Source organism: Blautia sp. DFI.3.45, from assembly GCF_020593505.1.
In the GTDB taxonomy this organism is placed as follows: domain Bacteria; phylum Bacillota; class Clostridia; order Lachnospirales; family Lachnospiraceae; genus Blautia_A; species Blautia_A wexlerae.
In genome coordinates, this window is sequence record NZ_JAJDMI010000007.1 from 19,915 (window position 1) to 41,518 (window position 21,604).

Annotated in this window: 19 protein-coding genes; all 19 read left to right on the top strand. The window is 42.2% G+C overall.

The annotated features are described in order from the left end of the window. Nucleotides 1-402: 402 nt before the first annotated feature. The 19 genes from LJE09_RS03985 (at nucleotide 403) to LJE09_RS04075 (ending at nucleotide 21,371) form a co-directional block, all read left to right on the top strand. Nucleotides 403-1,629, top strand: coding sequence for a hypothetical protein (locus LJE09_RS03985; RefSeq protein ID WP_055053590.1), 1,227 nt, complete (start codon nucleotides 403-405; stop codon nucleotides 1,627-1,629). Next, the gene (locus tag LJE09_RS03990; protein ID WP_022380130.1) at nucleotides 1,619-2,437 is read left to right on the top strand and encodes an alpha/beta hydrolase; all 819 of its coding nucleotides are present in this window, start codon (nucleotides 1,619-1,621) and stop codon (nucleotides 2,435-2,437) included. Before LJE09_RS03985 ends, LJE09_RS03990 begins: the two co-directional genes overlap by 11 nt. A gap of 235 nt (nucleotides 2,438-2,672) precedes the next feature. Then, complete coding sequence (locus LJE09_RS03995) at nucleotides 2,673-3,512, top strand: CvfB family protein (RefSeq protein ID WP_008707806.1); 840 nt, start codon at nucleotides 2,673-2,675, stop codon at nucleotides 3,510-3,512. Nucleotides 3,513-3,645: 133 nt separating this feature from the next. Continuing rightward, nucleotides 3,646-7,113, top strand: a complete 3,468-nt coding sequence (locus LJE09_RS04000; protein ID WP_227310990.1) for a DNA polymerase III subunit alpha — start codon at nucleotides 3,646-3,648, stop codon at nucleotides 7,111-7,113. A 72-nt stretch (nucleotides 7,114-7,185) separates the two neighbouring features. Next, nucleotides 7,186-8,184, top strand: a complete 999-nt coding sequence (gene pfkA, locus LJE09_RS04005) for a 6-phosphofructokinase (RefSeq protein ID WP_020993323.1) — start codon at nucleotides 7,186-7,188, stop codon at nucleotides 8,182-8,184. Between the two features lie 3 nt (nucleotides 8,185-8,187). Further along, nucleotides 8,188-9,582 carry a TrkH family potassium uptake protein gene (locus tag LJE09_RS04010; protein WP_025579017.1) on the top strand — a complete coding sequence of 465 codons (1,395 nt, stop codon included), beginning with the start codon at nucleotides 8,188-8,190 and terminating at the stop codon, nucleotides 9,580-9,582. Between the two features lie 74 nt (nucleotides 9,583-9,656). Further along, the gene (locus LJE09_RS04015) at nucleotides 9,657-10,310 is read left to right on the top strand and encodes a potassium channel family protein (protein WP_055060112.1); all 654 of its coding nucleotides are present in this window, start codon (nucleotides 9,657-9,659) and stop codon (nucleotides 10,308-10,310) included. 9 nt (nucleotides 10,311-10,319) lie between these two features. Next, nucleotides 10,320-11,093: a TrmH family RNA methyltransferase gene (locus LJE09_RS04020; RefSeq protein WP_025579019.1), complete on the top strand. Its 774-nt coding sequence runs from the start codon at nucleotides 10,320-10,322 to the stop codon at nucleotides 11,091-11,093. Nucleotides 11,094-11,113: 20 nt separating this feature from the next. Beyond that, the gene (locus LJE09_RS04025; RefSeq protein ID WP_008707795.1) at nucleotides 11,114-11,548 is read left to right on the top strand and encodes an NfeD family protein; all 435 of its coding nucleotides are present in this window, start codon (nucleotides 11,114-11,116) and stop codon (nucleotides 11,546-11,548) included. 2 nt (nucleotides 11,549-11,550) lie between these two features. After that, entirely contained in the window at nucleotides 11,551-12,492 is a 942-nt protein-coding gene (locus LJE09_RS04030; RefSeq protein ID WP_173681193.1) for an SPFH domain-containing protein, read from the top strand. A gap of 36 nt (nucleotides 12,493-12,528) precedes the next feature. Continuing rightward, a complete protein-coding gene (argF, locus tag LJE09_RS04035; protein WP_008707793.1) occupies nucleotides 12,529-13,530 on the top strand; it encodes an ornithine carbamoyltransferase in 1,002 nt (333 codons plus the stop codon). Further along, on the top strand, nucleotides 13,530-14,333 hold the full coding sequence (locus LJE09_RS04040) for a biotin--[acetyl-CoA-carboxylase] ligase (protein WP_118338849.1): 804 nt from the start codon (nucleotides 13,530-13,532) through the stop codon (nucleotides 14,331-14,333). The genes argF and LJE09_RS04040 overlap by 1 nt, the downstream gene beginning before the upstream one ends. A gap of 38 nt (nucleotides 14,334-14,371) precedes the next feature. Further along, complete coding sequence (locus tag LJE09_RS04045; RefSeq protein ID WP_008707791.1) at nucleotides 14,372-14,737, top strand: DUF6145 family protein; 366 nt, start codon at nucleotides 14,372-14,374, stop codon at nucleotides 14,735-14,737. Nucleotides 14,738-14,789: 52 nt separating this feature from the next. Further along, nucleotides 14,790-15,749 carry a tRNA dihydrouridine synthase DusB gene (gene dusB / locus LJE09_RS04050; RefSeq protein ID WP_334303159.1) on the top strand — a complete coding sequence of 320 codons (960 nt, stop codon included), beginning with the start codon at nucleotides 14,790-14,792 and terminating at the stop codon, nucleotides 15,747-15,749. Nucleotides 15,750-15,974: 225 nt separating this feature from the next. Then, the gene (greA, locus tag LJE09_RS04055) at nucleotides 15,975-16,457 is read left to right on the top strand and encodes a transcription elongation factor GreA (protein WP_008707789.1); all 483 of its coding nucleotides are present in this window, start codon (nucleotides 15,975-15,977) and stop codon (nucleotides 16,455-16,457) included. Between the two features lie 388 nt (nucleotides 16,458-16,845). After that, nucleotides 16,846-18,894, top strand: a complete 2,049-nt coding sequence (gene lysS / locus LJE09_RS04060; protein WP_227310992.1) for a lysine--tRNA ligase — start codon at nucleotides 16,846-16,848, stop codon at nucleotides 18,892-18,894. Nucleotides 18,895-19,177: 283 nt separating this feature from the next. After that, complete coding sequence (locus LJE09_RS04065) at nucleotides 19,178-19,654, top strand: MGMT family protein (protein ID WP_035401488.1); 477 nt, start codon at nucleotides 19,178-19,180, stop codon at nucleotides 19,652-19,654. Nucleotides 19,655-19,809: 155 nt separating this feature from the next. Beyond that, nucleotides 19,810-21,195: a zinc-ribbon domain-containing protein gene (locus tag LJE09_RS04070; protein ID WP_147567903.1), complete on the top strand. Its 1,386-nt coding sequence runs from the start codon at nucleotides 19,810-19,812 to the stop codon at nucleotides 21,193-21,195. Beyond that, nucleotides 21,192-21,371: a hypothetical protein gene (locus LJE09_RS04075; protein ID WP_035402001.1), complete on the top strand. Its 180-nt coding sequence runs from the start codon at nucleotides 21,192-21,194 to the stop codon at nucleotides 21,369-21,371. The genes LJE09_RS04070 and LJE09_RS04075 overlap by 4 nt, the downstream gene beginning before the upstream one ends. Nucleotides 21,372-21,604: the final 233 nt, after the last annotated feature.

Consider the following 21,604-nt stretch of genomic DNA (forward strand, 5'->3'; position numbering starts at 1 on the left):
AAGATATGAACTTGTTAAAGATATAAAAAATCTCCCGGATAAGAGTAAGTGCTTCTCTTATCCGGGAGATTTTTTGTAGCAGAAGAAACAAGGAAAATTCTTCTGCCATATTGCAGAAAGTCCGGGCAATTTTCTGCAACTTTATCGAAGGAGGAGAACGTTTCAGGGCAGACCGTTAGCATGAATGAAAAAGATGTCATGATCCTTGAAAGATAATAACAGCTGAACTTTAATATTGTATGGTTCGTTTAATTTGCAGTAAATGGGACAGCAACATTTTATTTTGCACCTTAACAATTACATATATTTACCTTATAATGAACTCATAAGAAAATGCAAGAAATTAGGTTGATATACCGGAATAGTAACAGTAAGGATTTCAGACAGCCGGAGGAAATGCATATGAAAGAGCAGCAGGAAAAAATAAGAGTATTAGATCCACATATAATACTGATATTATTTATATCAGCGTTTGTATTCGGTATAGGAATGCTGATGATTTTCCTGGAAAGAAAGGAAATAAGAACAGAGGGATATGAATTTATAATTTTTAGTGTGGAAATATTAATGTTGCTGTTAATCTTGTATTATATGAGAACTGTTGTGCTGAGCAGAGAAGGCTGTACGGTATCCTGGCTGTTTTGGAAGAGAAATTATAAATGGGAAGAGCTTGCTGTTATCAGAGAGGATGTCTGGTATACATATGGTAAAGGAGGGAGCATACGTTATCAGGGGATTGTATTTTCCAAATATGCAGTAAATAAGAAGAAAAAGAAATATACTACCAGGATGATCGTTGATGCGTTTCCGCTTTCAGATTGTTTTTACATTACTTTTGATGAACATGGCAATGTTTTTTCTTATAAATTAGAAAAAGGAAAAAAGCAAGTTATTAGAAAAATGTACGTAAATGTTCGTGAAAAAATGAAGGAATGGGGAGTGGAGGCAGAAAAAGGAGAGGGAATAAAAGAAGAAGAAAAACAAAGACAATATGATGAAATGATAGAATTGAGGAGGCAACAAAGAAAAAAAATTCAAAGCAAAGGAGCAGACTGTACAAATTTAAAAGAATATCAGCAAGAAGTAATAAAGATCAGAGATTTTTTGCAGATAACCATGGTAATACTTATTACGGTATTGCTTATTTGGACAGGGCTGTCTGCTGAAGAGGGAGAAAGAATTCCAATATTGATTCTTGAGTTTTTGATTGATGCACCATTATTGTTTTTTTCTTCAAAAGTCGTAACATTAAGTAAAGAAGGCTGCAAAATATCGTATCTGTTTTTCAAAAAAATGTATAAATGGGAAGAACTTGAAATTATACGTGAAGATTATTTTCCAAGTTTCCGAGACAGGAGAAGCAGAGGGATTGTTTTTTCTAAAAGAAAAAAGAATAAAGCAGGATATATATATACAACACGGGAAATTGTAGGATCAGGTCATATTTTAGAGTGTTTTTATATTGTTCTTGATGCAGATGGAAATATACATTTATATAAGCGTCTGGCAGCAAAGGATGGCAAAACAAAACTGAGAAAAGTAGCTGTAAATATTCCCCAAAAATTAGCGGAATGGGGAGTAGAAATGGAAAAAATGATGAAATATACAGGAGGAACTTATGATTTATAAGAAGATTGAAATTGCAGTAGACGGATATAAAGAAACTGCAGATTTATACACTTATTTTCTGGATAATTCCATTGAAATGCATATCAACAGAAAGCGTCCGGTAGTTGTGATCTGCCCGGGAGGCGGGTATGCTATGACTTCTGACAGAGAAGCAGAACCGATCGCCATGCAGTATCTGGTAAGGGGATATCATGCAGTGATCCTGCGCTATAGCGTAGAACCTGCCAGATATCCACTGGCACTCTTGCAGCTTGCGAAGTCTGTTGCTTTTTTAAGAAAAAATGCTGCAGAGTTTCATATTGATACGAATAAAATTGTTCTGCAGGGCTTTTCCGCAGGTGGTCATCTGGCAGCAAGTCTTGGCGTTTTCTGGAAGAAAGATTTTATTGCACAGACACTTGGGGTAACTTCTGATATGGTGAAACCAAATGGTATGATCTTAAGTTATCCGGTGATCACTTCCGGTGAGTTTGCACATACAGGTTCCTTTGAATGCTTGCTTGGAGAGGATTATAATGATCTTGATAAGAGAAAAGAACAGTCTCTGGAATTCCAGGTATCTAAAGATACACCAACCACATTCCTGTGGCATACAGTGACAGATGATTGTGTTCCTGTAGAGAATTCTCTGTTGTTCTTCAATGCGTTGCGCAAATTTGAAATTCCGGTAGAAATGCATCTTTATCCGGTTGGCGGACATGGTTTAAGTCTTGCAAACGAAGAGACAAGCCACGAAGACGGCGGCTGTGTACAGAAAGAATGCCAGTCCTGGATGGAACTGGCGTGCAAGTGGATGCAGAATATATAATACACGATAAAGAATCTGTCTGAGTGTATGTGAAATCGAGTTGGAATAAAATACATCCTGATCTATAGTGAACAGTAACGTAAAATAAGATAATAAAAAATAATAAGGCGGCATTGTGCCGCCTTTATTATTTATGTTATACTGAAATATAAAGCTAATGTCAGAGGATGATGAAAGTATAGTATATTTTTAATTTTCTTTAAAAAGATACTATCACAACAGAAATGGAGATTATATGATAGAGTTAGGAAAAAAACAGAAATTAACAGTAGTGAAGTCCGTAGATTTTGGTGTATATCTGGGTGAGGATATGCAGGCAGATGCAAAGAACCGTGTTCTTCTTCCGTCCAGACAGGTTCCGGAAGGAACAAAAGAAGGCGACAGCATTGAAGCATTTATCTACAAGGATTCTCAGGATCGTCTTATTGCAACAACAAAAGAACCGAAGCTTCAGGTAGGTCAGACAGCAGTTCTGAAAGTCTCTCAGGTAACAAGGATTGGTGCATTCCTTGACTGGGGACTGGAGAAAGACCTTCTGCTTCCATATCATGAACAGACTCTGAAAGTAAGAGAGGGAGAAGATGTGCTGGTAGCACTCTATATTGACAAGAGCAGTCGTCTCTGCGCAACTATGAAGGTTTATCATTATCTTTCCACCAGAACTCCTTATGTAGTGGGAGATATGGTGAAAGGTCGTGTTTATGAAATCAGCGACAGATTCGGTGTATTTGTGGCAGTTGATGATAAATATTCCGCACTGATCCCTGCAAGAGAAGCCAAGGGAAAATACCGCCCGGGCAAGATCCTTGAGCTGCGTGTCAGCGAAGTAAAAGAAGACGGAAAAATGAACGTCACAGATCGTCAGAAAGCATATCTTCAGATCAATGAAGATGCGGAGAATGTCCTTGAAGTAATCAATGAATTTGCAGGTGTTCTTCCATTTGATGACAAGGCATCACCGGAAGTGATCCAGCGAGAATTTGGTCTGAGTAAGGGAGCATTTAAACGTGCCATTGGCCATCTGATGAAGGAAGGCAAAGTAGAGATTAAGGACAAGAGAATCTACGCGAAATAGTAACAGACAAGCAAGTTCCCACCCAATGATTATTGCTTTTCGCAATTGAAGCATGGGACTTACCTGATTCAGTTAAATTTATAAAAATATTCTGCGATAAAATTGCAGATATTAGAACAGGAGAGAAATAGAGTTGGAGTTTACACATCTTCACGTCCATACAGAATACAGTCTGCTGGATGGTTCCAATAAGATAAAAGAATATGTAGCCCGTGTCAAAGAACTTGGCATGGACAGTGCGGCGATCACAGATCATGGAGTTATGTATGGTGTGATTGATTTTTATCGTGCAGCAAGAGCCGAGGGAATCAATCCGATTCTGGGATGTGAGGTATATGTAGCTCCCGGTTCCAGATTTGACCGTGAAGCAGGAAGCGGCGAAGACAGATATTACCACCTGGTTCTTCTGGCAGAAAATAATCAGGGGTATGCCAACCTGATGAAGATAGTATCAAAGGGTTTCACAGAAGGTTTCTATTATAAACCTCGAGTAGACCTTGCGGTATTAAAAGAGTACCATGAGGGAATTATCGCATTAAGTGCCTGTCTGGCAGGTGAGGTTGCCAGATATCTTCAGAGAGGCATGTATGAGGATGCAAAGGCAGCAGCTCTTCGTTATCAGGATATTTTTGGAAAAGGCAATTTCTTCCTGGAATTACAGGATCATGGAATTCCTGCGCAGAGACTGGTAAATCAGGAACTTCTCCGTATGCACGAAGAAACAGGGATTGACCTTGTTACAACCAATGATGTGCATTATACAAGGGCGGAGGATGCTGATCCTCATGATATTCTTCTCTGTCTGCAGACAAACAAGAAACTGGCAGACGAGGACAGAATGCGTTATGAGGGCGGCCAGTATTATGTGAAATCCCCGGAAGAAATGGCAGAACTTTTCCCATATGCTTTGGAGGCCCTGGAGAATACTCATAAGATTGCACAGAGATGTCATGTTGAGATTGAATTTGGCGTGACCAAGCTTCCAAGATTCGATGTGCCGGATGGTCTTACATCCTGGGAATATCTGAACAAGCTATGCTTCGAGGGACTGGAGGAACGTTATCAGCCGGTTACAGAGGAATTAAAAGCTCGTCTGAATTACGAATTATCTACTATAAAAAATATGGGATACGTGGATTACTTCCTTATAGTATGGGATTTTATTAAATATGCCCGCGATCATGACATTATGGTAGGACCGGGACGTGGCTCTGCAGCGGGAAGTCTGGTTGCTTATACCTTGGGCATCACACAGCTTGATCCTATTCGCTATGATCTGCTCTTTGAGCGATTTCTGAATCCGGAACGAGTATCTATGCCTGATATTGACGTTGACTTCTGCTTCGAAAGAAGGCAGGAGGTTATTGAATATGTCCGCCGTAAATATGGGGATGATTGTGTGGTTCAGATCGTTACTTTTGGTACGCTGGCAGCCCGTGGTGTGATCCGGGATGTGGGCCGTGTACTGGATATGCCTTATGCACAGGTGGATTCCATTGCGAAAATGATCCCGCAGGAATTAAATATTACTATAGATAAAGCCCTTACTATGAACCCTGAGCTGAAAAAAGCATATGAAGAGCAGGATGAAATTCATTATCTGATCGATATGGCAAGACGTCTGGAGGGACTTCCAAGACATACTTCCATGCATGCTGCCGGTGTGGTTATCAGTCAGAAAGATGTTTCTGAATATGTACCGCTTTCCAGAGCGTCGGATGGTTCCATTGTCACACAGTTTACCATGACAACACTGGAAGAATTGGGACTTTTAAAAATGGACTTCCTGGGACTTCGTACTCTGACTGTGATCCAGAATGCAGTAAAGCTGATCCAGAAGGATGCAGGAGTGACTCTGGACATGCAGAAGATTAATTATGATGATAAAAAGGTTTTGGATTCCCTTGGCACCGGTCGTTCTGATGGTGTATTTCAGCTTGAAAGTGCGGGAATGAAAAACTTCATGAAGGAACTGAAGCCTCAGAGTCTGGAAGATGTGATCGCAGGAATTTCTCTTTACCGTCCGGGCCCCATGGACTTCATCCCTCAGTATATCCGGGGCAAAAACCGTCCGGATACCATCCGTTACGACTGCCCTCAGCTGGAGCCAATCCTGAAGCCTACTTATGGGTGTATTGTCTATCAGGAACAGGTTATGCAGATCGTTCGTAACCTGGCAGGTTATACTCTGGGCCGAAGTGATCTGGTGCGCCGTGCAATGTCCAAAAAGAAGGCCTCTGTCATGGAAAAGGAGCGCCAGAACTTTGTTTACGGAAATGAAGCAGAGGGAGTTCCAGGCTGTATTGCAAATGGAATTGATGAGGCAACGGCAAATAAAATCTATGATGAAATGATTGATTTCGCCAAATATGCTTTTAATAAGTCCCATGCAGCAGCCTATGCAGTTGTTTCCTATCAGACTGCATATCTGAAATATTACTATCCTGTGGAATTTATGGCCGCATTAATGACATCGGTTATTGATTTTCCCAATAAGGTTGCAGAATATATTCTGGTCTGCAGACAGATGGGGATTAAGATCCTGCCGCCGGATGTGAACTGTGGAATGTATGGATTCTCTGTAGATAACGGTGCGATCCGATATGGTCTGTCCGCTATAAAGAGTGTGGGACGTCCGGTTATTGAAAGCCTGGTAAGAGAGAGGGAAGAGAACGGACAATATCGTTCCCTGAAGGATTTTATGGAACGAAACTCTCCGCAGATGAATAAGCGAGCAGTAGAAAACTTTATCAAAGCAGGTGCGCTGGATTGCTTGGATGGTAACCGCCGCCAGAAAATGCTGGTTTATCAGAAGATTTCAGACAGTATCAGTCAGGAGAAGAAGAATTCACTGGCAGGCCAGATGAGCCTTTTTGATCTGGTAAGCGAGGAGGACAAGAAAGAATTTGAAATCCGTATGCCCGATGTGGAGGAATTCGGAAAAGAGGAACTTCTGGGATATGAGAAGGAAGTTCTGGGAATCTACCTCAGTGGTCATCCTCTGGAAAATTACCGGGAAATGATGGAGAAAACCATTTCTGCGAAAACCTCGGATTTTCAGCAGGATGAAGAAACAAATCTTCCGAAAGTCATGGATGGTCAGAAAGTAATTATCGGTGGAATGATTACGGATAAAACCATCAAATATACAAAGAATAATAAGGTTATGGCATTCCTTACAGTAGAGGATCTGGTAGGAACAGTGGAGGTAGTTGTGTTCCCCAGAGATTATGAGAAAAGTCAGCAGTTCCTGAATGAAGAAGGCAGAGTATTTATTCAGGGCAGAGTATCTGCAGAGGACGATCGCGCCAGCAAACTGATCCTTGAAAAAATCCGTCCCTTTGACAATATGCCAAGGGAAATCTGGATACAGTTTGACAATAAAGAAAGCTACACACAGCAATCTCAGGAATTGCTTGCAGACCTCAGACGTTCACCGGGTGACAGTGCTGTTGTGATCTACCTGAAAGACGTAAAGGCCATAAAGAAGCTTCCGGTTGGATATCATGCACAAATTCAGGACTCATGGCTGAACTATATGTACGAAAAATATGGTAAAACCAATGTTAAAGTTGTAGAAAGAGGATTGAAAAACTTATAGAAATGCGCTAAACTATACCCGAATATGTGTATAGTAAAAATGAGATAGATTCAGAAGATGGAGGAAGAAAAGATGGCAGAAAACAAGATAAAAACCATTGGTGTCCTTACCAGCGGTGGTGACGCACCTGGAATGAATGCTGCAATTCGTGCAGTTGTCAGAAGAGGTTTAAGCAATGGATTAAATGTAAAAGGTATTCTGAAAGGATACAATGGTCTGTTAAACGAAGAGATTATTGACATGAGCGCAAAAGATGTATCTGATACAATCGAGCGTGGAGGTACAATCCTTTATACAGCACGTTGTGCAGAATTCCGTACAGAAGAAGGCCAGAAACGTGGAGCAGAGATCTGCAGAAAACATGGAATTGACGGACTTGTTGTCATCGGTGGTGACGGATCCTTCGCAGGTGCTCAGAAGCTTGCGAATCTCGGAATCAATACAATCGGTCTTCCCGGAACAATCGACCTTGACATTGCATGTACAGAATATACCATCGGATTTGATACAGCTGTAAACACAGCAATGGAAGCAATTGATAAAGTACGTGATACTTCCACTTCTCATGAGAGATGCAGTATCATCGAGGTTATGGGACGTGGTGCAGGATATATTGCTCTGTGGTGCGGTATTGCCAACGGTGCTGAGGACGTTCTGGTTCCTGAAAAATATGACTATGATGAGCAGAAGCTGATCAATAACATTATCGAGAGTCGTAAGAAAGGCAAAAAGCATCACATCATCATCAATGCAGAAGGTATCGGTCATTCTGAAGCAATGGCAAAACGTATCGAAGCTGCCACAGGTATCGAAACACGTGCTACAATCCTTGGACACATGCAGCGTGGTGGAAGCCCGACATGTAAAGACCGTGTATATGCATCTATGATGGGTGCTCTGGCTGTAGACCTTCTTATTGCAGGCAAGACATGCCGTGTTGTCGGATATCGTCACGGTGAATTCGTAGACTTCGATATCAATGAAGCACTTGCTATGCAGAAAGGTATCTCTGACTATCAGTGGGAAGTATGCCAGTCACTTTCTCATAACTATGATAAAAACAACAAATAACAAATGAATAAAAAGATGCAGTTATATAACAGACTGCATAAATTAAATACTGCTCAGATAATTACCCTCGGTTTTGCGGGGGTGATTATCTTAGGGGGATTACTTCTGTGGCTGCCGTTTTGTACGGCACCCGGATACCACACATCTTTTACAGATGCCATGTTTACCGCAACCACAAGTATATGTGTAACAGGGCTTGTGACAGTTGTTACGGCAACTCACTGGACTCTGGCAGGCAAGATTATTATTCTTGTCCTGATCCAGATTGGAGGTGTGGGACTGATTTCCCTGGGCAGTATTATTTTTATAAGTCTGAGAAAGAAAATATCGCTGAGAAACCGGCGTGTTATCCAGGAGTCCTATAATATGGACAGAATGGGTGGGATGGTCAGGCTGGTGAAGAAAGTTCTGATCTGTGTGTTTGGAGCAGAAGGAATTGGTGCAGTGTGTTATGCAGTTCGATTTATTCCGCAGTTCGGTCTGGCAAAAGGTCTGGGATACTCTGTTTTTACGGCAGTATCTGCATTCTGTAATGCTGGTATTGATCTGCTGGGAGAGGACAGCCTGGCTCAGTATGTTGCTGATCCGATCGTAAACTTTACAAGTGTAGGACTGATCATTATGTCAGGTCTTGGGTTTGTGGTCTGGTGGGATATCTGGGATAAGATTAAACGAGTCATCAGAGGGAAACTTCCTGTGGGACGTGTGTTTAAAAATCTTCGTCTTCACAGTAAGATCGTGTTGATGATGACGCTGATACTTGTTGTGGGCGGTACAGTACTGATCTTTCTGTTTGATCATGGAAATCCGGAAAGTATTGGGACATATTCGCCGGGAACGAAGTGGATGGCATCTTTGTTCCAGTCAGTTACCACAAGAACAGCCGGATTTTTCACTGTAAGCCAGGAGAGATTTTCCAATGCAACTTATATGCTGTGCCTGATATTGATGTTGATCGGCGGTTCCCCTATGGGAACAGCAGGTGGAATTAAGACAACAACAGTTGCGGTCCTTCTGCTGAGTCTGAAATCCAATCTTCAGGGAAAACGGGATGTGGAAGTACACCACAGGAGAATCAGAGACAGCTACATCCGTTCTGCAATCGTAGTGACAGGTATGGTACTTACAGTACTTATTCTCATGAGTATGCTGTTGTGTGCAGCCATGCCGGAAGCACCTATAGAAGATGTTGTTTATGAAATTACATCTGCGGTTGCAACGGTAGGACTTAGCAGAGGGCTGACACCCTGCCTGAATACAGCAGGCAAATGGATCGTGATCCTGACTATGTATCTGGGAAGAATCGGTCCGCTGACTCTGGGAACTGCAGTGACTGTACGTGTACAGAAAATGCCGGCAGATTCACATCTGGCAGAAGAAGATATTATGATTGGATAGTAACGGTTCGGCAGTCAGGCGGATATTCGCAGAGGATAACGAATACATGTTCAGAAAGAGAAATGAGGAAGAAAATGAAGAACAAATCTTATGCAGTGATCGGTCTTGGGCAGTTCGGGATGACGGTAGCCCTTACTCTGGCAGAGGCGAACTGTGATGTACTTGCCATTGACGATAAAGATGATAATGTGCAGGATATCGCAGAGAAAGTTTCCTATGCTGTCAAGGCAGATGTGCGTGATCCGGGAATTCTGGAATCGCTTGGAGTTCAGAACGTAGATGTTGCGGTCATCGCAGTAGCCGAGAATATGGAGGCCAGTATTACAGCAACGATGCAGGTGAAAGAACTTGGAGTTCCTTTTGTCATGGCGAAGGCAATGAATCCTCTTCATGGCAGGATACTGGAGAAAATAGGGGCAGATAAGGTGATTTATCCTGAACATTCCATGGGTATCAGAGTTGCAAGAAATCTTCTCTCCAGTGGATTTGTCGATATGTTTGAGCTTTCTTCTGATTTCAGTATGGCAGAATTTAAGATCCCGCGGGAATGGATAGGAAAAACACTTCGGGAGCTGAAGGTCAGGGAAAAGTATAACATCAATCTGATCGGTCTGAAGCATGGCGATAAGATGAATATGAATGTGGCGCCGGATGAAGTGTTTCCGGCAGACTGCACAGTTGTTGCAGCAGGAGCAAACAGTGACCTGAATAAGGTTTCGGAAAATTGAGGATAAGATATGATCACCAGTGTAAATAACGGACAGGTAAAAAATATCATACAGCTGAACCAGAAAACAAAAGCCCGCAGAGAACAAGGGCTTTTTGTTGCAGAAGGAAGAAAAATGTTCGGCGAAGCACCTAGGGATTGGATTTCGAAGGTGTATGTATCAGAAGCTCTCAGCGGTGATGCAGAACTGATGGCTCAGGTGGAGAAACTTCCATATGAAATAGTAACAGATTCTGTTTTTCGACAGATGAGCGATACGCAGACGCCGCAGGGAATTATGACAGTGCTTAAGAAACCTTCCTATATAATGGAAGATATTCTTGGCGGGAAAAATCCGCTGGTTATGATTCTGGAAGATCTGCAGGATCCGGGAAATGCGGGAACTATTCTCCGTACAGGAGAGGGTGCCGGAGTAAGCGGAGTTCTTCTGACAAAGACCTGCGTGGATATCACAAACCCGAAGGTTATACGATCAACCATGGGTTCTGTCTACAGAATGCCTTTCCTATATGTGGAAAGTGTGGTATCATTAGCACAGGAACTGAAAGACAGAAATATCCGCACATTTGCGGCGCATCTGCATGGTAAGAACTCTTATGATCAGGAATCCTACACAGGAGGAACTGCTTTCCTGATCGGCAATGAGGGAAAAGGACTGACAGATGAAGCGGCAGACAGTGCTGATTGTCTGATACGGATTCCTATGTGTGGAAAAGTAGAATCTCTGAATGCTGCCATGGCATCCGGAATTCTCATGTATGAAGCTGCTCGTCAGAGACGATAGCAGACGAAAGGAGGAGTTTCATGCAGCCTTTGATCTGGCTTGGGATTCTTGCGTTATTGCTTGTTGTAGAGGCAATTACGGCAGGACTGACCACCATCTGGTTTGCCGGCGGCGCACTGGTCGCTGCTATTGCATGTTATGCAGGAGCGAACCTCACTGTACAGATATTGCTGTTTCTGTGTGTTTCATTGGTACTTCTCATCTTTACCAGACCACTGGCAATGAAGTACTTCAACAAAGAAACCATACAGACCAATGCAAACAGTCTGATTGGAAAGAAAGCAGTTGTGATTCAGGAGATTGACAATCTGGCGCAGACAGGCCAGGTTCGTATCAATGACATTGAATGGACTGCACGTTCTGCTGATGACGAAAAAATCGGCGAAGGCACCGTTGTAACGATCGAAGAGATCCGAGGTGTGAAACTTATCGTAAAACAGAATAAGGAGGATTAGTTATGGGCGTGGTTTTTCTGATAGTTATTATCGTTATTGCGGTATGGGTCCTTGCATCCTGCGTCCGCATTGTACCACAGGCATATGCAGTAATCCTGGAACGTCTGGGAGCTTATCAGGCAACCTGGAGTACAGGAATTCACTTCAAGGTTCCGTTTATTGAACGAGTAGCCAGAAAGGTAAATCTGAAGGAACAGGTAGTGGATTTTCCACCGCAGCCGGTTATCACAAAGGATAACGTAACCATGCAGATCGATACTGTCGTATTCTTTCAGATTACAGATCCGAAGCTTTATACTTACGGTGTGGAGAATCCGATCATGGCAATCGAGAATCTGTCCGCAACAACCTTAAGAAATATTATCGGTGACATGGAACTGGATGAGACACTTACATCACGTGAGACGATCAATACCAAGATGAGAGCTTCTCTTGATGAAGCTACTGATCCATGGGGAATCAAGGTCAATCGTGTGGAACTGAAGAACATTATTCCTCCGGCAGCTATTCAGGATGCAATGGAGAAACAGATGAAAGCTGAGCGTGAACGTCGTGAAGCAATCCTGATCGCAGAAGGTCAGAAGAAATCTACGATCCTTGTTGCAGAAGGTAAGAAACAATCCGCAATTCTGGATGCAGAAGCTGAGAAACAGGCAGCAATCCTTCGCGCAGAGGCTCAGAAAGAGCGTATGATCAAGGAGGCAGAAGGACAGGCTGAGGCAGTTCTGAAAGTTCAGAATGCCAATGCAGAGGGTATCCGCATGATCAGAGAGGCAGGAGCAGATGAAGCAGTTCTGACACTGAAGAGTCTGGAAGCATTTGCCAAGGCAGCAGACGGTAAGGCAACCAAGATCATTATTCCGTCGGATATTCAGGGAATCGCAGGTCTGGCAAGTTCGCTGAAAGAGATCGTCACTGATCCGAAAGTGGAGACAGACAAATAACAAAAGAGAATAAATGACATCGGGGAGAGAATTATTATGAACTTAAAAGGAAGAAACTTTCTGACACTGAAAGACTTTACACCGGAGGAGATCACATATCTTATTGATTTATCCGCAGAACTTAAAGCAAAGAAGAAAGCCGGCGAGCTTCACGAATATTACAGAGGCAAAAATATTGCACTTATTTTTGAAAAAACAAGTACAAGAACCCGCTGCTCTTTTGAGGTAGCTGCCCATGATCTTGGAATGGGAAGCACATACCTGGATCCGACAGGTTCTCAGATCGGTAAGAAAGAAAGCATTGCAGATACAGCAAGAGTTCTGGGAAGAATGTATGATGGTATCGAATATCGTGGATTTGGTCAGGAAGTCGTAGAAGAGCTTGCAAAACATGCAGGTGTTCCGGTATGGAATGGCCTTACGAACGAATATCATCCAACACAGATGATCGCTGATATGCTGACAATCCGTGAGCATTTCGGAGATTTAAAAGGACGTAAGCTTGTATACATGGGTGATGCCCGTTACAATATGGGTAATTCCCTGATGATTGCCTGCACAAAACTTGGCATGCATTTCGTAGCCTGCACAACTAAGAAATATTTCCCGAATGCAGAGTTAGTTGCTCAGTGCGAGGAATATGCAAAAGCATCCGGCGGAAGCATCACTCTGACAGAGGATGTTCAGGAAGGAACAAAGGATGCAGACGTTATCTATACAGACGTATGGGTATCCATGGGTGAGCCGGATGAGGTATGGACAGAGAGAATCCATGATCTGACACCTTATAAAGTAACAAAGGACGTTATGAAGAACGCAGGCGAGAAAGCAATCTTCCTTCACTGTCTGCCTGCATTCCATGACCTTAAGACAAAGATCGGCAAGGAAATGGGCGAGAGATTCAATCTGACAGACATGGAAGTAACAGACGAAGTATTTGAATCTGAGCAGTCCAAAGTATTTGATGAGGCAGAGAACCGTATGCATACCATCAAAGCTGTCATGGTAGCAACATTAGGAGAGCCGGAGAACAAATAATGGCACATCTGTATAATGAAGAAACAATTTCACAGGCAATAAACACAAAATGGGCGGGCAAAACCGTCCATTTTGCAAAAGAAACAGATTCTACCAATTCATGGATCAAGCGTCTGGCAAAAAATGGTGCAGAGCATGGAACTCTGGCAGTTGCGGAATTCCAGTCTGCGGGAAGAGGACGTTTTGACAGAAGATGGGAAGCGCCGGAGGGCAGCTCTATTATGATGACACTGCTCCTACGTCCGGAATTTTCACCGCAGTATGCGTCTATGCTGACACTGGTTATGGGAATGGCAGTGGCACAGGCAGCAGAGGAACTGGGGTTTAACGTAAGTATTAAATGGCCCAATGATATTGTAATCTCTAAGAAGAAAATCTGTGGTATCCTGACCGAGATGGGAACAAATGGTGTGAAGATCAATTATGTTCTCATCGGAGTAGGAATCAATGTAAACCTGAAAGAATTTCCGGAAGAAATGCAGGACAAAGCGACTTCACTGATTCTGGAGGGCGGTCATGAATATGACAGAAATCAGGTGATTGCACTGGTGATGAAATATTTCGAGATCAACTATGAGAAATTTATCCAGACCTGTGATTTTACTCATCTGCTGGATGATTACCACAGAATCCTTGCAAATCTGAACCAGCCGGTCAGAGTGATCGATGGTGACAGAAGTTTCGAAGGAATCTGCAGGGGGATTGATGAAAAAGGTGAACTGCTTGTGGAAAGGCAGAATAAAGAAGTTGTGAAAGTCAGCGCAGGAGAGGTTTCGGTGCGTGGACTTTACAGCTATGTATAAAGATTCTGAATAATTTCGAAAGAGGGAAACAGTAATTTATGTATCAGGACAACATTACTCTCTGCGGCGCAAGTGCCTATGAGAAGAAATTTTATTTTAATCAGGATTTCAATGCACTTCCGGATCATGTGAAGAAAGAACTTCAGATCATGTGTGTTCTTTACACAGAGGATGTAGGAGGAATCCTGACTCTGGAATTTGACGAAAACGGCAGACTTCAGTTTAAAACAGAAGCTCTGGAAGCAGATGCCCGCTACGATGAGATCGGAAGCGGACTGAAGATCAAACAGCTTCAGCAGGACAAGAAAGAACTTCTGGAATCTCTGGAAATGTATTATAAAGTATTCTTTCTCGGAGACATCCCGGAAGAAGAACTGAAGAAAACATCGGGCAGTGAGGACTGAATCCATGCAGACAAGGAATGAGCCGGTACGGGCAAGAGAACCATTCATGGAGATGCAGTGGAAAATAGGAAACGTACAGATTGATAATCCGTTTGTTCTTGCACCAATGGCAGGTGTCACAGACCTGCCATTTCGAACGCTCTGTAAAGAGCAGGGGGCCGGACTGATCTGTATGGAAATGATCAGTGCAAAAGCGATTTCTTTTCATAATAAGAACACCATTGCCCTGATGGAGATTGATTCATGTGAGCACCCGGTTTCCATGCAGCTTTTTGGCAGTGAACCGGATCTTATGGCAGAGGTTGCGAAATCCATTGAGGACAGAGATTTCGATATCCTGGACATCAATATGGGATGCCCTGTGCCGAAGGTTGTCAATAACGGCGAGGGATCTGCATTGTTGAAGAACCCGAATCTGATTGAAGAGATCGTTCGAAAAGTATCATCTGCAATCAGTAAACCGTTGACTGTCAAGGTGCGAATCGGATTTGAGAATGAACCGGTAGATATTGTTGAAATCGCGAAACGTATTGAGGAGGCGGGAGCAGCAGCACTTGCAGTGCATGGGCGCACCAGACAGCAGTACTATTCCGGCACTGCAGACTGGGATACGATCCGCAGGGTAAAAGAAGCGATTACCATTCCTGTAATTGGAAACGGAGATGTAGATTCTCCGCTGAAAGCAGAAGCACTGGTAAAACAGACCGGATGTGATGCTGTTATGGTGGGACGTGCAGTAAGGGGAAATCCCTGGTTGTTCCGCGAACTGAACCATTATTTCCGGACAGGAGAACTGTTGGAACGCCCGTCTGTAGAGGAAATACGTGAAATGATCCTGCGTCATGCCAGAAAACAGATTGAATTAAAAGGGGAATTCGTAGGAATCCGTGAGATGCGTAAACACGTTGCCTGGTATACTGCAGGCATGCGTCACAGCGCAGGGCTCAGAAGAGAGTCAAACACCATAGAAAGTTATGAAGCTCTGGAGGCGCTTTTATCAAGATTAGCATAAAAGTTAAAACCATGTGAAATGAAAAATATAAACAATAGCAAAGGCGCTCGGAATGCTTGACAATCTGGGTGCTTTTTTGTATAATACAGAAATTGTGAATATCCTAGAATAAGTCTGCCCTTTTTCAGGTATGATGTATCAGGAAGCACATAAATCCATGTAGTGATCCGGGGCGAAAAGAAACGCAGAAGACTATACCGGATGTTGAAAGGGAGTAAGGTTATTATGGAAGAAAAGAAAAACTTACTAACTTATGCAGGACTTAAAAAATTAGAAGAAGAGCTGCATGATTTAAAGGTAGTAAAGAGAAAAGAAGTAGCAGAGAAAATTAAGGAAGCCAGAGAACAGGGCGACTTATCTGAGAATGCGGAATACGATGCAGCGAAAGACGAACAGAGAGACATTGAAGCACGTATCGAAGAAATCGAGAAGATCTTAAAGAATGCTGAAGTTGTTGTAGAGGACGAAGTAGATCTGGACAAGATCAGCGTTGGATGTAAGGTTAAAGTACACGATTTTGAATTCGAAGAAGACATCGAGCTGAAGATCGTAGGTTCCACAGAGGCTAACAGCCTTGAAGGCAAAATCTCCAACGAATCTCCCGTAGGAAAAGCACTTATCGGTGCGCATACAGGCGATGTAGTAGAAGTAGAGATGCCGGCAGGAATCATGAAATACAAAGTTCTGGAGATCCAGAGAAACGTATAAGAGACAGATGACTGAGGTGCGCGTAGAGATTTATCATGCAAAGGCATAACGCGCACCTTTCTCTGACTATATAAGCAGACAATAAGAAGTTTGTTATTTCTTATTTTTGTCTGTATATCTGATAAATTGATATTTGAAAATACAGGATTCTGTTGAATGGAATCTTCTGTTACATCTGATATCACATGGAAATGTAGAATAAATGTAACTATTCAGTAGTCTACTATCCCGCGAGGTGTTTTGGCACGTAAGTACCAAAATCCCGAGACATACAAGCCAAAATGCCATCACCGCAGGTGATTTTTAATGCATTTTGGCTCGTAACTGTGAAGGTACTGAACAGTTATGAACAAATAATAATTATACAAGTATATAAGGAGGAACCAAGGTGGCACAGCAGAAGCAGGAACAGGATTTAAACCAGTTACTGAAGGTACGTCGCGATAAACTGGCAGATCTTCAGGCTAATGGAAAAGACCCATTTCAGATCACAAAGTTTAATCAGACTCATCACTCAATGGAAGTGAAGAGTCTTTATGAAGCACATGAGGCAGAACTTCTCAAAGATCGTGCAGAAGTAGATGTAACAGGTCTTGATGAAGAACAGGCAAAGGAAGCTGTTAAGAAAGATTACGAAGAGAGAAGAGAAATCATGGACGCAAGCCCGATCCACGTAGCGATCGCAGGCCGTATGATGTTCAAGAGAGTTATGGGTAAGGCTTCTTTCTGCAATATCCAGGATTTACAGGGAAATATTCAGGTATATGTAGCAAGAGATGCGATCGGAGCAGATTCTTATGCAGATTTTAAGAAATCCGATATCGGTGATATCTTCGGACTGGAAGGTTTTGCATTCAGAACAAGAACAGGTGAGATTTCTATCCATGCAGAAAGCATGACTCTTCTTTCCAAGAGCTTACAGATTCTTCCTGAGAAATTCCATGGACTGACAGATACAGATATGCGTTATCGTCAGAGATATGTAGACCTTATCATGAATCAGGACAGCAAGAACGTATTTATCAAACGTTCCCAGATTCTGAAAGAAATCCGTAACTTCCTTGCAGACCGTGACTTCATGGAAGTGGAAACTCCGATGCTGGTTGCAAATGCAGGCGGTGCTGCAGCAAGACCGTTTGAAACTCATTATAATGCACTGAACGAAGATGTTAAGCTTCGTATTTCTCTTGAGCTTTATCTGAAGAGACTGATCGTTGGTGGTCTTGAGAGAGTTTATGAGATCGGACGTGTATTCCGTAATGAAGGTGTAGATACCCGTCATAATCCGGAGTTTACTCTGATGGAGCTTTATCAGGCATATACAGATTATGAAGGCATGATGGAACTGACTGAGTCTATGTTCCGTTATCTGGCAGAGAAGGTTTGTGGTTCTGCGAAGATTTCCTACAATGGTATCGAGATCGACCTCAGCAAACCTTTTGAACGTCTGACCATGAATGATGCGATCAAGAAATATGCAGGAATTGACTTTGATGAAGTTGCAGATGATGAAGCAGCTAAGAAGCTTGCAGATGAGCATCATATTGAATATGAAGAACGTCATAAGAAGGGTGATATCATCAACCTGTTCTTCGAGGAATACTGTGAAAAAGAACTGATCCAGCCAACCTTTATCATGGATCATCCGATTGAGATTTCTCCGCTGACAAAGAAGAAACCTTCTGATCCGAATAAGGTAGAGCGTTTCGAGCTGTTCATTAATACATGGGAAATGTGTAACGCATATTCCGAGCTTAATGACCCGATCGATCAGAGAGAGCGTTTCAAAGCGCAGGATGCTCTTGCTGACGCAGGAGATGAGGAAGCGAACCACACAGATGAAGACTTCCTGAATGCACTGGAGATCGGTATGCCGCCTACAGGTGGTATCGGATACGGAATCGACCGTCTGGTTATGCTGCTTACAGACAGCCAGGCAATCCGTGACGTACTGCTGTTCCCGACAATGAAGTCCTTAGATGGTGTAAATAAGAAAAATGATGTAAATAATACAGCTTCTGAAGCACCTGAAAAAAATGTAAAAACTGAGTCTGAAAAGATTGATTTTTCTAAGGTAAAGGTAGAGCCTTTATTTGAGGAATTTGTTGATTTTGATACATTCAGCAAGTCAGATTTCCGTGCAGTAAAGGTTAAAGAGTGTGTTGCAGTACCGAAGTCAAAGAAACTGTTACAGTTTACTCTTGATGACGGAACAGGCACAGACAGAACCATTTTAAGCGGTATTCATAGCTTTTATGAGCCGGAAGAACTGGTTGGAAAGACTCTGATTGCTATCACAAATCTTCCACCGAGAGCTATGATGGGCATTGACTCTTGCGGTATGCTCCTCAGTGCTATTCATGAAGAAGAAGGCGAAGAAAAGCTTCATCTTCTGATGGTAGATGACCACATTCCGGCAGGTGCGAAGCTCTATTAAGATGATGTAAAGATGTACCGTTTTACCAAATAGACGGGACATACTTCATTTGATAAAAAACTGAAAAAACAGCGATTTACATCAAACTTACATCATTTGATGCAGAAATCGGTGCAAGCAAGAAAAAATCGCATAATTAGTGCAATGAGTGGGCAATTCCAATTGGAGTTGCCCATTTTTAAAACAAACAGAAATACAAATCGGAATTTTTGAGAGAAATTTAAAAACCGTCTCATTGCATGAGTATATTTATTGAGATATGATTGGCTTGGAGGTGATACTTATGGCAAATGAAGATAAAAAAGATTTTAATGCTATGCTTATGGATAGCAAGGATATGCCTAAAGTTCAAATAATAACAGATGAAAAGAGCATTGAAAAATATGGTGGAGATAAAATGTACTTTGCCCCACCTATTGACTATGACAAAGTAATGCGACTTGTGCCTTGTGGTAAATTGCTTACTGTAGGTACAATAAGAGATTACTTTGCTAAACAAAGCGGTGCTGATTTTACAGAGCCAATCACAGCTGGAATTTTTGTTTCAATAGTTGCATGGGCGAGTTATCAGCGTGCAGAAGATAAAACACCTTATTGGAGAACATTAAAAGCAAATGGGGAATTAAATGCAAAGTATCCTGGAGGAGTTGAGGCACAAAAGGAGATGCTTGAGAAGGAGGGACATACTGTAATACAAAAAGGTAGAACCAATATTAAGTATTATGTTAAGGACTACGAAAAAGCATTATTTACATTGTAATAGATAATGTGAAACTTTCAGTTTGCCAACTTGCCCTTTGAGAGAGGAGAAATCCCTTTCTCAAAGGGCTTTTTCTATTTATACGGATATTCGCAAACTACAAGATAAAGCCAAAACTTCATATACTCTAAGCACAAGGAGGTTGAGGTTTGGCTATGAATAACAGTTTAGCAGAAGTACACCCGGAGCTTGTTTCGGAGTGGTCGGAAAAGAATTTAACGCTTACGCCTGATGACATTACTTTCGGTTCAAATAAAAAAGTATGGTGGAGAGGTGCTTGCGGTCATGAATGGCAGGCAAGCGTTAAGGCTCGTTCTAATGGAGAGAAATGTCCGATATGTTCCGGTGCGAGAGTGATTGCAGGTATTAACGATTTGGCGACATTAGAGCCACTATTGGTAAAGCAGTGGTCGAAAAAGAATAAGATAAAACCGATAGAGGTTTCTATTGGTTCTCATAAGAAAGTGATATGGAGATGTAAAAAAGGTCACGAGTGGGAAGCTGCCGTTAAGAGCAGGACAATAAATAAAACAGGTTGTCCGTACTGCTCTCATAATAAAGTGTTGGCAGGATTTAATGACCTTGCAACACTTCTGCCGGATATAGCTGCCGAGTGGTCGGATAGAAATTATCCGTTACTTCCAACTCAGGTTACGGTCTTTGCCAATCGTAAGGCTTGGTGGAAGTGTAAGGATTGCGGCAGAGAGTGGAACACCCTTATTTCTACTCGTTCCGGTGGGAGCAAATGCCCGTATTGCAGTGGGTACATATTCCTGAAAGGGTTTAATGATTTGCAGACAACACACCCTGAAATTGCTTCGGAGTGGTCGGAGAAGAACTTACCATTGAAGCCTGATGAGGTAAATGCAAAATCGAGGAAAAATGTCTGGTGGAAGTGCAGAAAATGCGGTAACGAGTGGAAATCAGTTATCAATGCCCGTGTGAAAGGTACGGTATGCCCCGTTTGTGCGGAGAGAGAAGTCCTTGCCGGATATAATGATTTGGCGACAACAGACAGTCAGCTTCTTAGCGAATGGGATTATGAACAGAATAAACTGAAACCTACAGAGGTATCACGAACTTCGGCAAAGAGAGCGTGGTGGAAATGCAGGCACGGTCATTCGTGGAGTATGAAGATAAATGAAAGAACGATATTGAATAAAGGCTGCCGAATTTGTGAGCAGGAGTATTTGTCATTGTTTCCTGCTTTGGCTGTCAGCTATTATTCTAATAAGAAAGGCTTGAAAGCAGAACTTGGTTCTGACCGATTGCTTGGAGTTCCGCTTGAAACATACATAGCTTCAGAGAAGTTGGCTATTGAGTCAGAAAGTGCTGACGAGAATATAGAAATAATGAAAGCATATATGTGCAAGCAAAGAGGAATAAGGCTGATTAAGTTGCCGATGAAAGGCACAGAACTGGATTATGCCAATAATTTAAAGAAAGCTTTTCAGAACGTACATATATTTATTTCTTCTGATACCGAGGAAGATGTGGAGATAATCAAAAATACATTTGAAAGATGGAGGGACAGCCAATGAGAGAGAAAACCTATCATCTATACTTAAATGAAGAAGAACGAAGCCGAGTGATACAATTGCTCATTGAATTGAAGAACAATTTAGCAGCTCAGGGACGATACACCGACGCAGTAGATGATGTTCTATGTAAAGTGCTTGAAGCAAAGAAAAAGAAATTGAAAATTGAATACATTTAGAACGTGATTTGCCGTCTGTTTCCTAACCGGAGCAGGCGGCTTTTTTATTTCAAAAATTTTTTGGAAGAATTTTTTGGAAAAGAGGAGATTTTGGGTGTGCATTTCATACCCCTTTGTCCAAATGAGTGAAGGGGTTCATTCCGGATAGCAAAAACGGAAGCCTTTTCGCTTGAAAATTGAATAAGTCATTCACTAAGACTTTATTTCTGATGATAGCCACTTTAGCAGGTACG